The following is a 16,060-nucleotide window of genomic DNA, read 5'->3' as shown; positions in this document are numbered from 1 at the left end:
AATAATGCGTGTTATAAAATCGGGCTTGTATTTAGCCGGTTCTACCGGTTTGAAAGTTGTACTTGGAGTAGTAGGTATAAAGGTGATTTCGTACTACATTGGTGTTAAGGGGTTTGGGATGTTAGGTCAGCTTATGAGTTTGATGGCGATAATAGCGACAACTGCCGGAGGAGGTATTACTAATGGAGTCATCAGTAAAATTTCCCAGTTTAAAAATGATCCCGGAAAAGTCAATAATGTCATTTCTGCAGGATTTTGGATTGGATTGGTATTTTCATCTTTGTTAGGACTTTTTCTCCTTTTTTTTGCCGGTTATATTTCGAAAGAACTTTTTGAAGTTACTGATTATGCTTTTGTAATCAGAATGCTTGCTTTTTTGCAGTTTTTTAATGTGTTTTCGGTTATATACGGAGGATATTTGAACGGAATGCAGCGAAGTAAGTTTTTTTCAATGCTGACAATTGTCGCAGCAATAGTCGGAGCCTTGGGATTGATTTTATTGGTTTATTTTTTTAAAATACCAGGTGCCATGCTCGGACTTATATGGATGGCCATTTCTCCGGGTATTGTTTTTTTGATTTCTTATTTTTTTAAGCTTAGAAAAGAAATCCAGTTGTTTCATTTTTCTTCAGTTGATAAAGAAAATGTAAAAAGCCTTTTGAAGTATTCATTAATGCTTATATTTTCGGCTTGTCTTTTGCCTTTTGCCCAAGTTTTTGTGCGTAAATTGATTTTGGATAATGGGGGCTGGGATAATGTTGGATATTGGCAATCGGCTGTTAAGTTGTCTGAATCTGGATTGATTTTCCTTAATGTCGTGATGGCTAATTATTACCTTCCCGAGCTAGGAAAAAGTGAATCCGTTTCCGAATTAAAAAAAATAATAAAGAATGCTTATCTCATTCTTATACCCTTAGTTTCAGTATACGTTATTATCGTATATTTTATGAAAAGCATTCTTATTTCATTGCTCTTTACAGAATCATTTCAACCTGCTGAGGAATTGGTTACGTGGCAGGCTGTCGGCGATGTGTTTAAAGTGCTTTGTCTGGTTTTCGGATTTTTGATTATCCTGAAAGAAAAGCTAAAGGTATACTTGATGTTTGAACTGTTAATCTTTACGTTTATGATTACTTTTTCATACATTTTTGTACCGAAATATGGAGTGATAGGAGCTAATTATGCACACGTGTTGACCTATTTTTTATGTTTTTTGGTAAGCCTTGGGTTTATGGGGTATTATTTTTACAACGAGGATAAGCTATGAGAATATTGTTTTTATACTCTTGTTTGCCGTTAGGCGGAATTGAAACTTTTTTGGTTAGGATGATAAAACAGTTGCATGGGAGGAATATTCCCGTAACGGTTTTGTTTTTTACCCATAAATTTGATGAGGGGCTGCTTAATGAACTGAAGCAATACGCAACAGTTTGTCATTGGGATGATTATGTTTATGCGCCTCGTTTTTTTAAAAAGGGATTTCCAATTTTGAAATTGCTTTTTCCTTTAAGGATTGACAAATTAAAAAGGGAAATACTTTCAAATGTTACACATATTCATGCTCCGGATACAAATTCAATGCTTTTTAGTGCCAGATTATTGAAATTGAATCCCGGAATAAATCTTACTACCGGAGTTTATCATATAAATGAGTTTAATGTTAAGACGTTTACGGGTAGTTTTTTCGGAAAGAAAATAAATGAATTCCTTCAGAAACTACCTTCACAAAATATCACTTTTTACAGTGAGATGTCACGTTCTTTTTATGAATCTGGATATGATGGGAAATTTGGAGAAAGTAATTTGGTGCCAATTGGAATTAACCTCGAAAAATATGAAGGTTGTCAAAGCGGTGTCCAGAATAAGAGAGTAGTTTCCATAGGGAGATTAACAGCTTGGAAAAAATACAATTTCCAGATGATTGAGATCATTAAAAGCATGAATAAGAAAGGTGTTTTTCTGCACTATGATTCATATGGAGACGGAATTGAAAGGGAAAAACTGGAGCAAATCGTGAAAGAAGAAAGGCTGGAAAAGCAAATCATTTTTCATTCAGGTGTGCCTTACCATTTGTTTAAAGAGACGATTAATGATTCGTTGATGTTTATTGGCGCCGGAACAGCGCTTATTGAGGCTTCAGCCTGTGCTATACCTGCAATGATCGGTATTGAAAATGAGCAGGATCCAGTTACATATGGTTTTTTGCATAACACCCATACATATTCCTATCAGGAAAAAGGATTAGATTATCCGGTTAATTTCATAGAAACATATATTGATAAATTGCTGAATCAAAGCAAAGATGAATATGAGGAGGAATGTAACAAAGCAAGGAAAAGAGCTTTTGATTTCAGTATTCAGAAATCAGAGGAAGTTTTTTGTGAAATGATAAAAAATAGCCGGAATTTTAAATTCACTATTAGATGGACAGAAAGTCTGTTTTTTGTGATTTCGCTGAGTATGCATTTGATAATGTCAAAGATTAAAGGAACTTATGGGGAAAGTTTCTTTAAAAGATTATAAATTTTTTGAAGTAGAATAATGAAGTTAGTAACAATTGGTGTGCCCTTTTTTAATGTTGAGAATCATATTAGTGATTGTGTGAAGTCAATTTTGAACCAAACCTATCAAAACCTGGAGATTATCCTTGTAGATGATGGTTCAAAAGACAGATCAATGGAAATTGTCAAACAGTTTAATGACCCGCGAATTAAAATTATTGCTGATGGGGAAAATAAAGGTTTGATTTTCAGGCTTAATCAGTTAATAGATGTCGCTGAAGGGAAATACTTTGCCCGTATGGATGCAGACGATATTATGTTTCCGGACAGAATTGAAAAGCAATTGGCACTATTGGAAAAAAACCCACATGCAGACGTCACCCATTCTGATGCGGTAAGTATAGATGATGAAAATAATATATTAGGTTATAAACACTCATCAGTAATTAAAACAACAAGAGATACACTCGATGAAAAAGTGCCAATTCATCCAACAGTTTTTGCTAAAACAAAATGGTTTAAAAAGCATATGTATTTGGATGATTATGTTAGAATTGAGGATTTTGAACTTTGGAACAGATCAATCAATGATTCAGTTTTTTTAAATATCACAGAACCTTTACTTTTTTACAGAGAGTTGAGTACAAATAACAGTAGTAAGTTTTTAACATCACTTCCAGGGAAAAAAAAGTTTGCAGATGCTTATAAACTTTCATTTTCTGACCGTTTTAAAATTGTGTACTTGAATTATTTTAAATTCATATATTGCCGTGTTTTAGAAATTTTGAAATTAGATTATTTGTCTGTTAGGCATAGATTCAAAGGAGTTGAATCGGAGAAAAAAGCCATTTATCTGAATATTTTGAATGCTATTAAAGCAGATAAATAAAATTTGAATTATGTATTATCAGGATTCCTATTTGTTTGTATACATATTATCTGCAATTTTTGCTGTATTCTTTTCTATTGAGTATGATATAAAAAAAGAAAGAAGCGCTGGATTTAATTTAGTTTTTGGAATTATCATAGCGCTTTGTTATTCTTTTGTTTTCGGTTTCAGGGATTATAGCATCGGTTCTGATACAAAGATGTATGTTGAACAGTTCCGTTATAATACGCTCAGGGACGCAAAGGATTTCGGATTCTCCATACTTTTGGAAATTTTAAGATTTTTTACAAATGAAAGGGGATTTTTCTTTGGAGTTTCCTTACTTTATAATCTAGCAATAATCCTTTTGTTTTATGTTTGGGATAAATCAAAATCATATTTGATGTATTTTACGTTCACAAGTTTTTTCTTTTTTGAGACTTTTGGGGTGAACGTTATACGAAGTGGCCTTGCTATTGCCTTTTTGTTATTTGCCATTATTCTTATTATAAGGAATAAAAGAATTAAGGCTTATCTGACGACTGCAATGGGAGTTTCTTTTCATGGTACTGTTCTTATTCCTTTTTTGTTTTTTTTGATTGCAAAAAGAAATATTTCCTATAAACTGTTGTATGGTATTTTCTTTTTTACGATTGCTTTAGCATATTTAGATATAGGTATAAATTCATTGCTTGATTTTTTACCCTATGTGAACGTTTTGTTTAAAAACCGATTTGATTCTTATATCAATAAAGAAGATTGGGTTGAATATGAATTAGGATTTAAAGCTTCTTTTGTGCTGTTTAACACCCTTTTCGCTGTATTGGGTTATTTCTTTTATAAGAAGTTTACCAATACCGAAGATCAAAATAAGTATGGTTATTTTTTAAAGGTCTTTTTGATATCAAGCTCCTTTTTCTTTTTGAGTTTTAATGTTGCTTTTTCTGATAGAATTGGTGCCTTATCATGGATTTTCCTTCCTTTTGTATTAGAGCCTTTACTTAATAATAATAAATACAGGTTTGGGGCTATCTCACTGGTTTTTCTGAATGTATTGATGTTTACTCTTTTTTATAATACAATTAGGTGATTCAATGTTTTTTCAAAAAGATTTTTATTATACATTTACGCTCGCTAAAAGACTAATTTTATGACAAAAAATTACTTAAATAATAATGTTATTGATAAAATAAAGGAGCTCAAAAATAATTCCGGCACACATTCACCAAGTGTTGATACTATAATGAAAGAATGTCCGGAACTTGAGATAAATATTGATGCCTGTTTTTTATCAAATCCATATGCTACTGATCTGTTTATGAAGTTTCTTCATGAAGATTTAATCGACAATAACAGATTACGCGATGTTTTGGAATTTTATCCGCCACAAAACAGGGAAATTGCTAAATATATATCAGAAGCAATCAATGTAGATCATAAGAAAATATTTGTAGGGAATGGAGCTATCGAAATAATCCAGGGGATTCTACATAATTTTGTTCAAAATAAAATTTGTATAATATCACCAACTTTTTCATCTTATTATGAGTTTGTCAAAGATGGTATTGATATTGTTTATTTTCCGCTTTTGAAAGAGGATAAATTTCTTCTTGATCCAAAAAAATATGTAGAATTTGTAAAAAATGAAAAGCCTGATACGATTGTAATCATTAATCCGAACAATCCTAACGGAGGTTATTTAAAGCAGGAAGACTTTCTTTATATGATATCAAACCTGACGGAAGTTACCAATATTATCATTGATGAAAGTTTTATTCATTTTGCTTATGAAGATATTGAATTATCGCAAATTACTTCCGAAGAGCTAACTGATAAATATTCAAACCTGATAATTGTTAAAAGTATGTCCAAAGATTTCGGTATTGCCGGATTGCGTGCGGGATATGCTGTAATGAACAGTGAAAAGGTAGATGTTTTATTACGAAACGGATATCTTTGGAATGTTTCAGGTCTGACAAATTATTTCTTTAAAGTTTATTCTGATAAAGCATTTATCGAAAAGTATAATGTTGAACGAAAGAAATACATTATGAATACTTTTATGTTTCTCGATGAACTAAAAAATATAAAAGGAATTAATGTGTATCCTTCAAAAGCAAATTTTGCGCTAATTGAAATAGAAAACGGTATGACTTCTTTTGAATTTACTGTTAATTTATTGGTTAATTATGGAATTTATGTCAGGGATTGTTCTGATAAAATAGGTTTAGATGGTCAGTTTGTACGTATAGCATCACGTACATTTGAAGAAAACCTGCAAATAATCAAAGCAATAAAAGAGTTATTATGCGTGCAATCATAAAAGCCTTATATAATCCTTTTATAAAGTTTTTTTTTATTAATAAATTGAGAATATTTTCCCGGAAATGTAATGCAAAACAGTTTCTGGTTTTAGATATTGACAATACTATTGCTGATACCTGGACAAATCTTAATGATTTTAAAAAAGGAAGATTTGCTTATTTCAGTAATTTAGAGCCTTTGGAAGGTACCATACAGTATGTTAAAAATCACTATGGTGATTTACCTATTGTGTTTTTAAGCAATAGGAATATTGTTGATTATGGTGTAACTAAAAATTGGCTAAAAAAAAGAAGTTTTAATGCTCCCCAAATATTAATACTTACCAATAATCCCCATGATAAACTTGTTTATCTTAAATACCTATGTGAACGTTTTGGTGTTGTTTATTTTGACGATCTAAGTTATAATCATGAAAAAGAAAGTGTGCTTTTTTATGATGATGTAATTAAAGAAGTGAAAAAAATGAACGTGAAATATTATGATTACGACTCAATCTTAAAATTAAATAATCACTAAATTGATCTCTATGAAATTTATTAACCGATTAATTTCAAAAATTCTTGCTTTCCTGTATTTGTTCATAAGAATATCGTTGCTTAAATGGATTAAAAACCATGATAAAAAAGCGGATACTATTGTTTGGATCAAGACGAATCCTTTAACAACATTATTACGATATCTGAAACATAATGATCTATTAAGTGATTTTGCATTAATCGAGGCTATTGCTCAAAGAAATATTCCTTTCAAAATTGTGGTTGGCAGTAATATTGGAAAATATGTTAATAAGAAAGTGTTTTACAATGTTTCTGAAAATTGCAATCCTTATAAGTTAGCCAATTATTCGGAAACACTGCATCAAACCGTAAAGTTGCTTGAAGGTCAAGGGAATATCGTTTTTCCAAAAACCGGCGAGATTGAATATTGGGAAAATAAGGCTTTTATGCAGGAGCAATTTGCCAAACTCGGAATTAGCCATCCTAAAACGGTAGTGCTTAACCGAAATTATGTACAGTCAGAATTGGATAAAATTGAGTATCCTGTATTGATAAAGGAAATTCATTCTGCGGGTTCAAGAGGGATAACAAAAGTGAATTCAAGAGAAGAATTGCTTGTTAATCTTGAAAGAGTCTGGGAAAAAGGACATTCTAGAACAATTGTTCAGAAATTAGTCGATATGCGCCGGGACTTAAGAGTGGTGATATTGAATGAAGAAGTGATTTCTTTTTATTGGAGGGTAAACTCAACTGATGAATGGAAGCCAACAGCTACTTCTTTCGGAAATTCAACTGTTTTCGGGGAATTTCCGGAGCAATGGAGGACTCTTTTTGTTGATTACATGAACAGGATGGAAATGACGACCGGAGCTTTTGATATAACTTGGGAAAAAGATGATTTGAATACTTTGCCTTTAATACTTGAGGTAAGTCCTTCCTATCAGTTAAATCCATCTTTGCCTGACCGCTATAAGTCAATTCCTTACAAAGAGTATAAGAAGAAACTTTTTGTGATGGAGGCTTATTACAAAACATATGTAGATGTTGTTTTTGATTCAAAAGAAAAAATAACAAACAATTATTTTAGAGGAATTTCGTTATAGCATACCTTTGTAAGCTATGAAAAAAAAGAAACTTGTGCGTATCACAACTGTTCCTGTCTCGCTGGAAAAACTCCTGACCGGACAGTTGGATTTTATGAATGGATTTTATGAAGTTATTGCTGTTTCGTCTGAAAAAGAAAGACTTGAAAAATATGTAAATAATGAAGGAGTGTCCGGTTTTTATGTTAAAATGACACGAAAAATAACTCCTTTCAGTGACTTAGTGGCAATTTGGAAGCTGTTTTTTTTTCTAAGACGTGAAAAGCCTTTTCTGGTACATTCACACACACCAAAAGCTGGTATGGTTGGGATGATAGCGGCTAAATTGGCCGGGGTTCCTAACAGATGGCATACTGTTGCCGGATTGCCTCTGCTTGAAGTGTCAGGATTTAAAAGAAAGATTTTGGATCTTGTTGAAAAAATAACATATGCCTGTGCAACAAAAGTTTTACCAAACTCTTTTGGATTAAAGGAAATTATCCTGGAAAGTAATTATTGTAAACCGGAAAAAATCAAGGTGATTGGTCATGGGAGCTCTAATGGAATTGATACTTCTTATTTTGATCCGGAATTATATAATAATGAAGAAAAAGAGGTATTAAGACAAAAATGGGGAATTAAACCTGAGGATTTTGTTTTTATTTTTGTTGGCAGATTGGTTTCTGATAAGGGAATAAATGAGCTGATAAGGTCTTTTGGGGAATTGTCTAAATCAACAGAAAATATGAAATTATTACTGGTTGGTGATTTGGAAGAAAACTTAGATCCTTTGCTGCCTGAAACATTGGAATTGATTAAGAATGATGAATCTGTTATCTGGGTTGGCTATCAAAATGATGTAAGGCCATTTTTCAGTATTTCCAATGTTTTAACTTTTCCTAGTTACCGGGAAGGTTTTCCTAATGTTGTTATGCAGGCCGGAGCGATGAAAGTCCCGTCTATAGTTTCAAATATAAATGGATGTAATGAAATTATAAAGCATGGAGTGAATGGGTTGATTGTGCCGGTTAAAGATGGAAAAGCTTTGTTGGAAAGTATGGAGTTCATTTGTAAAAACCAGGATGTTTACAAAGGGATTCTTGAAAAATCAAGAAATGAAATCCAGTCAAAGTATGAGCGGAAAGTGATTTGGGAAGCATTGTTAAATGAATATCGGAATTTAGAATAGAATGTATATAAAAATCATTAAACCCTTGCTGGATTTTGTGTTTTCCTTTATAGGATTAGTGCTATTGTTTCCTCTTTTTGTGGTGGTTTGTTGTTTTTTGTTTGTGGCAAATCAGGGTAAAGTTTTTTTTATTCAGGAGCGTCCGGGTAAAAATACCAAAATATTTAAGATTTATAAATTCAAAACAATGAATGATAAGAGGGGGGCTGACGGTAAATTGCTTCATGACTCAGAAAGGCTTACTTCGGTAGGAAAGTTTGTCAGAAAGACTTCATTGGATGAAATTCCCCAACTGATTAATGTTTTGAAGGGAGATATGAGTCTGATAGGGCCAAGGCCTCTGTTAACAAGTTATGTACATCTCTATAATGAGTTTCAAAACAGAAGACATGAAGTGAAGCCCGGGATTACTGGATGGGCACAGGTTAATGGAAGAAATGCTATATCCTGGGACCAGAAGTTTGCTTATGATGTTTGGTATGTTGAAAATTGTTCATTTTTAGTTGATGTCAAAATCATTTTCAGGACTTTTCTTAAAGTAATTAAAAAAGAAGGAATCAATGCAGCTGATGCAGCAACAATAGAGCCATTTAATGGGGAATAAAATTATTTTATACGGGGCAAGCGGCCATAGTAAGGTTATTATTGATATTCTGGAGAGAAATAATCAGGTAGTTGACTATGTGATAGATGATAATCCGAATTGTTGTGCTGTTATGGGGATGGAAGTTGTCCGGAGGGATGTACTGAATTTTTCAAGTGATTCTCAAATGATTTTGTCTATTGGGAATAATGAAGTCAGAAAGAAATTAGCAACTGATTTAATGCACGTAAAATTCGCTACTGCTGTTCATCCTAATGCAATAATTTCAAGACATGCTTCTCTTGATGAAGGGACAGTTGTAATGGGGGGTGCGGTGATTAATGCGGAAGCATCAATAGGTAAACATGTGATAGTTAATACAAATGCAGTTGTAGAGCATGATTGTGTCATAAGTGATTATGTGCATGTTTCACCAAACGCTTCGTTGGCCGGAGGAGTTTTTGTTGGTGAAGGAAGTCAGATTGGTATTGGAGCAAGTGTAATTCAAAATGTAAAAATTGGCAAGTGGACCGTAATTGGTGCCGGAGCAGTCATTATTCGGGACGTTCCTGATTACGCAGTGGTGGTAGGTAATCCCGGAAAGGTTATTAAAATTAAAGCAAATGAGTAATAATTCAAAAATATGGCTTTCTTCCCCTCATATGGGAGGAAACGAACAAAAATATGTACAGGAGGCATTTGATACTAATTGGATTGCTCCTTTAGGACCAAATGTTAACGGGTTTGAGATTGATCTTGAAAATTACTTGGGAGATGACGTACATGTTGCTGCATTAAGTTCGGGAACTGCAGCGTTGCACCTTGCTTTGATTTTGTTAGGAGTGGAAGCTGGTGATGAAGTGATTTGCCAGAGCATGACTTTTTCAGCATCAGCAAATCCGATTGTGTATTTGGGTGCCACACCTGTGTTTGTTGATAGTGAGCCGGATACTTGGAATATATGCCCGGATTCTTTGGAAAAGGCTATTGAAGACAGAATCACAAAAGGGAAAAAACCGAAAGCAATTATTGGAGTGCATTTATATGGAATGCCTTTTAAATATGATGAAATTAGAGCAGTAGCCAATAAGTTCGATATTCCTTTGGTTGAAGATAGTGCTGAGGCATTGGGAAGTGTTTATAAAAATCAAAAGTGCGGAACTCTGGGAGATATCAGTATTCTGTCTTTTAACGGAAATAAAATCATTACAACTTCCGGAGGTGGTGCTTTGGTTGTGAGAAATAAAGAATTGAAAGATAAGGCGGTTTTTCTGTCAACACAGTCAAGAGACAACGCGCCTCATTATCAACATAGCAGTATTGGATATAATTACCGGATGAGTAATGTTTGTGCCGGTATTGGGCGAGGTCAAATGGAAGTTTTAGATAAGCATGTTGGATTACGCCGTGAAATGAACAGATTTTATCAGGAATGTTTTGAGAATGTTCAAAATGTAACGATTTTAAAAGAACCAACTTCTGATTATTATTCAAATCATTGGCTTAGTGCTGTTTTGTTTGAGTCGTATGAGCAAAGAGAGGCTTTGCGATTGGCTTTTGATAAAGAAAATATTGAAACGAGACCACTTTGGAAGCCAATGCATTTACAGCCGGTCTTCGAAAATTCACCTTATTATGGCGGTGATGTTTCCGAAAAAATATTCGAAAGAGGATTGTGTCTGCCTTCAGGTTCAAATTTAACAAATGAAGAAAAAAACCGCATAAAAACCGTCTTGCAACAATTTTTTTAGTATTTTGCTATGCCTTTTTTTGTAATTTTTCAATTTTGTAATTGGTTGATTTAAAAAGGATTGGAGTTTAATGTGATGGTTTTTAAATGTTGTTGTTTTGAATATTGAAGAGAAAGCTACCTTAAAATCGGTTGTAAAGCAGTTGTTAATGCTTAACAGAAATGGATTTAACCTTAAGAATCTTGGTTATTTGCCAAGATGGGTTATTCTGTTGTTGGATGTTTTTGCTATTGCTTTTTCGGGAGCAGTTACTTTTTATTTGTTTAAAGGTATTGGTCTTGAGTATTTTAGTAGTAAACACAACGGTTTAAAAGTCATACTGTATTTTGGGTTTAATATTTTCTTCTTCTGGTGGTTTAAAACTTATTCGGGAATTATAAGGCATTCTTCTTTTATCGATGCCATAAAAATATTGTTTTCACAGGTTATAACTTTCTTTTTTCTTGTATTGATTAATTTAGGTTTTTCAATCCTGTATAAGGAGAATTTATTTTTGTCTACTGCATTACTGATTAATATCATTTTTTCATTTTGCCTGCTGTTTCTTTACAGGGTTCTTGTGAAACAAGTGTTTGAAGTTTATTTTAAAGGGATTCAGGGTGAAAATCTAGTCAATGCTTTGGTTTATGGTGCTGATGCAAATGCAATTTCAGTATCGAATGCTTTGCAGTCTGAAATTCCAAGAAGATTTAAATTGTTGGGATTTATCGATAAATACAGTCATAATGAATCGAAACAGATTCTGGGACTACCTATCATTAATCAAAAGAAAAAGATTTCGGTTGTAATGAGGTCACTCGATGCAAAGGCTTTGATTATTGCTGATAAAGGGCTTTCGAAAGAAGAACAATTAGCTATCGTTGACGAATGTCTTGAGTACAATCTGAAAGTTTATACAGTTCCTTTGATTTCAAACTGGGAAGACCAAAAGGAAATTTCCAAAAAAATCAAGAGTTTTCAAATTGAAGATTTGCTTGACCGTAATCCTATTGTGCTGGATAATAAGGTGATATCGTCACAAGTGAAAAATAAAACGATTTTGATAACCGGAGCAGCCGGTTCAATAGGGAGTGAAATTGTACGTCAGGTGATGGAGTTTAATCCGAATACGATAATCGTATTGGATCAGGCTGAAACGCCTTTACATAATCTGAGCTTAGAACTTCAGAAATTACATATTGCAACAAATATTGTCTCTATTATTGCTGATATCAGGGATAAAACCGGTCTTGAAAAAATATTCGAATTATACAGGCCGAATCTGATATACCATGCAGCTGCTTATAAACATGTCCCTTTGATGGAGGATAATCCGTCACAGGCAATTTTTGTAAATGTACTCGGGACTAAAAACCTTGCAGACCTTGCATTGCAGTTTGGTGTTGAAAAATTTGTGATGGTTTCCACTGATAAGGCAGTAAATCCAAGTAATGTGATGGGAGCCAGTAAACGTATTGCAGAAAAATATGTACAGTCATTGTATTTTTATGAACTGAAGAGAAATAAAGGAACCACAAAATTTATTACCACCAGATTTGGTAATGTGTTGGGTTCTAATGGTTCAGTTGTTCCTCTGTTTTCAAAGCAAATTGCCGAAGGAGGGCCGGTTACAATAACGCATAAAGAAATTATACGTTATTTCATGACAATCCCAGAGGCGTGCCAACTTGTTTTGGAGGCCGGAGCTATGGGCAATGGCGGTGAGATTTATATTTTTGATATGGGGAAACCGGTCAAAATTTATGATTTGGCCAAAAAAATGATTCGACTGGCAGGTTATGTTCCGGATAGTGATATTAAAATAAAAGTCGTAGGTTTGCGTCCCGGTGAAAAACTGTATGAAGAATTGTTAAATGACACCTCGAAGACGTTGCCTACACATCATGATAAAATAATGGTAACGCAGGAAGAAATTGATTATTTTGAAAATGTTTCTTTGTCAATTACCGAAATTTTAGAAGCAGCTTCACAATATAACAATCATTTGGTAGTTACCAAAATGAAGATTTTAGTGCCTGAGTTTAAAAGTTTGAATTCGATTTTTGAAATCCTAGATAAAAAAAATAATTAAAATTATGATCAGATTACCCAAGATTGTTGCTGTTTTTCTCCTTATGTCAGCTATGATCGGATTAAACAGCTGCAGTCAGCAAAAAAATATTGCTTATTTTCAAAATATAGACCATTTATCAGCTTTAGATGGCTCAAGTTTTGAACCTACTATTCAACCTGATGATTTATTGTTAATTATTGTTTCTGCTCCAGATCCAGAAGCTGCAGCTCCTTTTAACCTTACTACAGAAAATATTCCAACTGTAAATGGGCAGGCAGGAATGGCCCAGCGTCAGCAACAGTTGTATTTGGTGGATAAAAAAGGGATGATTGATTTTCCTATTTTAGGACAAATGCAAATGGGCGGACTCACAAAAGACGAAGTTGTAAAACAATTGAAAGATAAACTGCTTCAGTATATCAAAAATCCTATTGTGAATATCCGTATCATGAATTATAAAGTTACGGTGCAGGGTGAAGTGAACAGGCCCGGAACTTATCCAGTGAACAGTGAAAGAGTTACCTTGATAGAAGCGTTGAGTATGGCCGGCGATTTAACAATTTACGGAAAAAGAAATAATGTTGTGGTTGTAAGAGAAGTTCAGGGAAAAAAGACAGTTGGACGGATTGATATTACAAAAGCAGATTTCATAAATTCACCTTATTATTATTTGTCACAGAATGATATGGTTTATGTTGAGCCAAACGGAGCCAAAAGCAGCTCTTCAACATTTAACCAGAATACAACCGTTTGGATTTCAATTGCTTCTTTGATATCCTCGGCTGTTTTTTCAATACTCCTAATCAATAAAAACTAAGCTTAAGTATGTTGCCTATCAATAATAATAAAGAGGAAAACTCTTTGAAATTGAGAGATTTATTATTTAAATACTTAATCCACTGGAAATGGTTTTTAATGAGTGTTCTGGCCTTTTTTGCATTGGCAAAATTGTATTTGCGTTATTCGGTGCCTCTTTATAAATCAACAACCACTATTTTAATTAAAGATGATAAAGGAGGTAATCTTGCTTCAGAATTATCTGCTTTTCAGGATTTGGAACTTTTTTCAGGGACCAAAAATAAAATTGATGACGAAATAGAAGTCTTAAGATCCCGTAAGTTAATTGATAAAACGGTTAAGGAAGGAGAATTCAATGTTCGTTATATTGCAGAAGGACGTATCAAATCTTCTGATGCATATGGAGGCAACCCTGTTAAAATTGATTTTTTTAATAAAGAAGGGAGATTGTATAAGAAAGATACAATATTAAATGTTGAAATTATTTCGGCTAACCAATTTGATTTGTTTAATCAGGATAATAATAAAATAGGGACATTTACTTTTGGTCAAATTATAAAATCAAAACCTTTAGGAGATTATAAAATCGACAGACGTGTTGTTCTAAATGAATATGATGAGCCGGAGCCGCTTAAAAAATCAAAGGTAATTATAGAAATTTCGAATCTTAAGGCTACTACTGATAACTTTAAGGCAAGAATGAATGTGATGACTCTTTCGAAGTTTGCAAACGTTGTAGAGATTTCAATAACGGATCAGGTGAGCAAAAGAGCTGAAGATTTTCTTAATAAGTTAGTTCAGATTTACAATAGGGAAGCAATTAACGATAAAAATCTAATTTCTGAAAAGACAGCTAAATTCATTAATGAACGATTGATTATTATAACTGATGAGTTGGGTAGTGTTGAAAAAGATGTAGAGAGTTATAAAAAGAAAAACAAAATAACCGATTTACCTACTGAAGCGGAATTGAACCTTCAAAGTGCAAGTGAGTTTAAAGCTGAGGAAATTTCCATTGGAACCCAGATTAAAGTAGTGGACCTAATGATTCAATACATGAGATCAAATTCTGATTCGGATGTGATTCCTGCTAATATTGTTCCTTCTGATGTAAATGCTGCTGAACTTATCGGTAACTATAATAACCTTGTTGTAGAAAGAAACAGAATACTTAAAAGTTCAACTGCTGAAAATCCTTTGGTAGTTAGAACAAATGATAAAATCAGTGCTCTAAAGCATTCAATTAATGAAAGCTTATTACGTTTAAAATCTTCATTAGCTGTAAAGGATAGGGATGTTCAAAATCAGGGAAATGTTCTTGGGGGAAGAATATCACGTTTGCCTCAACAGGAAAGAGAATTTCGTAATATTTTCAGACAACAGCAAATTAAAGAAGAGTTGTATCTGTATTTGTTTAAGAAAAGGGAAGAAACGGCTATAGCTCTTGCGGGTACAGCACCTAACTCCAAAGTTGTTGACGAAGCTTATTCTCCAAAAATGCCTGTTTCCCCTAAAAGACAGATAATTTACCTGATTTCATTAGTTTTAGGATTGCTTGTTCCTTTTTCGATTATTTATGTGAGAGGTTTGTTGGATACAAAAGTGAAAGACAGACATGATCTTGATCATTTGGGCGTGCCTTTTATCGGTGATGTTCCGCACTCGGAATCTCATAATGAAATTATTAAATCCGATAGTAGGACTAGTTCGGCAGAAGCTATACGTATTGTAAGAACTAATCTGGAATTTATCCTTAATAATACAGAGCGGGATAAAGCAAAAACTATTATGTTGACTTCTACATTACCGGCTGAAGGTAAAACTTTTATTGCTGTTAATCTGGCTGCAACAATTGCAATCTCAGGTAAAAAAGTTTTACTGATCGGTATGGATGTCCGAAATCCAAGAATTGATGATTATGTAACTTTACCTTCGAGAGGCCTAACTAATTTTCTTTCAACTACCGATGCGGTTATTGAAGATTATATTGTAGCCCAAAACGGATACGAGCGTTTTGATATTCTCCCGGCTGGAGTTATTCCTCCAAATCCGGCTGAATTACTGATGAGTGTTAAGCTGGAAACCATGTTCGAAGATTTGAAAAAACAGTATGACTACATAATTATCGATACGGCTCCGGTTAGTTTAGTTACAGATACTTTGTTGATTTCTAAATTCGCTGATGCTTTTATCTATGTTGTTAGGGCAAACTATTTAGAAAAAGAAATGTTGAGAATTTCTGAATCTCTATACAAGGATAAAAAACTTCCAAGTATGTGTATGTTGCTTAATGATACCGATGTTACCAAAGGTTATGGGTACGGATATGGTTATGGTGTGAGAGAAGAAAAGAAAAAGAGCTGGTTTAACAGGATTTTTAGCTTCCTGGGATAATCATAGAATAAAAAAGGGA

General features: G+C 33.4%; 14 protein-coding genes. All 14 read left to right on the top strand.

Translation table 11 applies throughout. The features are described from left to right. Positions 1-4 precede the first annotated feature (4 nt). The 14 genes from NAT51_RS06380 to NAT51_RS06315 all read left to right on the top strand — a co-directional run bounded on the left by NAT51_RS06380 (position 5) and on the right by NAT51_RS06315 (position 16,041). A complete protein-coding gene (locus NAT51_RS06380; RefSeq protein ID WP_250596702.1) occupies positions 5-1,267 on the top strand; it encodes an O-antigen translocase in 1,263 nt (420 codons plus the stop codon). Beyond that, positions 1,264-2,523 (top strand): glycosyltransferase, encoded by a 1,260-nt coding sequence (locus NAT51_RS06375; protein ID WP_250596700.1) that lies wholly within the window; start codon positions 1,264-1,266, stop codon positions 2,521-2,523. Before NAT51_RS06380 ends, NAT51_RS06375 begins: the two co-directional genes overlap by 4 nt. 18 nt (positions 2,524-2,541) lie before the next feature. Then, on the top strand, positions 2,542-3,390 hold the full coding sequence (locus tag NAT51_RS06370) for a glycosyltransferase family 2 protein (RefSeq protein ID WP_250596698.1): 849 nt from the start codon (positions 2,542-2,544) through the stop codon (positions 3,388-3,390). A 10-nt stretch (positions 3,391-3,400) separates the two neighbouring features. Continuing rightward, the gene (locus NAT51_RS06365) at positions 3,401-4,459 is read left to right on the top strand and encodes an EpsG family protein (RefSeq protein WP_250596696.1); all 1,059 of its coding nucleotides are present in this window, start codon (positions 3,401-3,403) and stop codon (positions 4,457-4,459) included. A 60-nt stretch (positions 4,460-4,519) separates the two neighbouring features. Continuing rightward, positions 4,520-5,692 carry a pyridoxal phosphate-dependent aminotransferase gene (locus NAT51_RS06360; protein WP_250596689.1) on the top strand — a complete coding sequence of 391 codons (1,173 nt, stop codon included), beginning with the start codon at positions 4,520-4,522 and terminating at the stop codon, positions 5,690-5,692. Next, positions 5,677-6,210, top strand: a complete 534-nt coding sequence (locus NAT51_RS06355) for a hypothetical protein (protein WP_250596687.1) — start codon at positions 5,677-5,679, stop codon at positions 6,208-6,210. Before NAT51_RS06360 ends, NAT51_RS06355 begins: the two co-directional genes overlap by 16 nt. A gap of 10 nt (positions 6,211-6,220) precedes the next feature. Next, a complete protein-coding gene (locus NAT51_RS06350; RefSeq protein ID WP_250596685.1) occupies positions 6,221-7,294 on the top strand; it encodes an ATP-grasp domain-containing protein in 1,074 nt (357 codons plus the stop codon). A gap of 16 nt (positions 7,295-7,310) precedes the next feature. Beyond that, positions 7,311-8,462 carry a glycosyltransferase family 4 protein gene (locus NAT51_RS06345; protein WP_250596683.1) on the top strand — a complete coding sequence of 384 codons (1,152 nt, stop codon included), beginning with the start codon at positions 7,311-7,313 and terminating at the stop codon, positions 8,460-8,462. Between the two features lies 1 nt (position 8,463). Then, positions 8,464-9,066, top strand: coding sequence for a sugar transferase (locus NAT51_RS06340; RefSeq protein ID WP_250596681.1), 603 nt, complete (start codon positions 8,464-8,466; stop codon positions 9,064-9,066). After that, complete coding sequence (locus NAT51_RS06335; protein WP_250596679.1) at positions 9,056-9,676, top strand: acetyltransferase; 621 nt, start codon at positions 9,056-9,058, stop codon at positions 9,674-9,676. The genes NAT51_RS06340 and NAT51_RS06335 overlap by 11 nt, the downstream gene beginning before the upstream one ends. Further along, positions 9,669-10,796, top strand: a complete 1,128-nt coding sequence (locus NAT51_RS06330) for a DegT/DnrJ/EryC1/StrS family aminotransferase (protein WP_250596677.1) — start codon at positions 9,669-9,671, stop codon at positions 10,794-10,796. Before NAT51_RS06335 ends, NAT51_RS06330 begins: the two co-directional genes overlap by 8 nt. A 97-nt stretch (positions 10,797-10,893) precedes the next feature. Next, entirely contained in the window at positions 10,894-12,867 is a 1,974-nt protein-coding gene (locus NAT51_RS06325) for a polysaccharide biosynthesis protein (protein WP_394799688.1), read from the top strand. 4 nt (positions 12,868-12,871) lie between these two features. Next, positions 12,872-13,666, top strand: a complete 795-nt coding sequence (locus NAT51_RS06320) for a polysaccharide biosynthesis/export family protein (protein WP_250596675.1) — start codon at positions 12,872-12,874, stop codon at positions 13,664-13,666. An 8-nt stretch (positions 13,667-13,674) separates the two neighbouring features. Further along, entirely contained in the window at positions 13,675-16,041 is a 2,367-nt protein-coding gene (locus tag NAT51_RS06315; RefSeq protein ID WP_250596673.1) for a GumC family protein, read from the top strand. The last annotated feature ends 19 nt before the right edge of the window (positions 16,042-16,060 follow it).

This window comes from Flavobacterium amniphilum (genome assembly GCF_023634845.1).
GTDB classification, from domain to species: Bacteria; Bacteroidota; Bacteroidia; order Flavobacteriales; family Flavobacteriaceae; genus Flavobacterium; species Flavobacterium amniphilum.
Note: the sequence above shows the minus strand (reverse complement) of the source record. Positions and strands in the feature narration are given on the sequence as shown.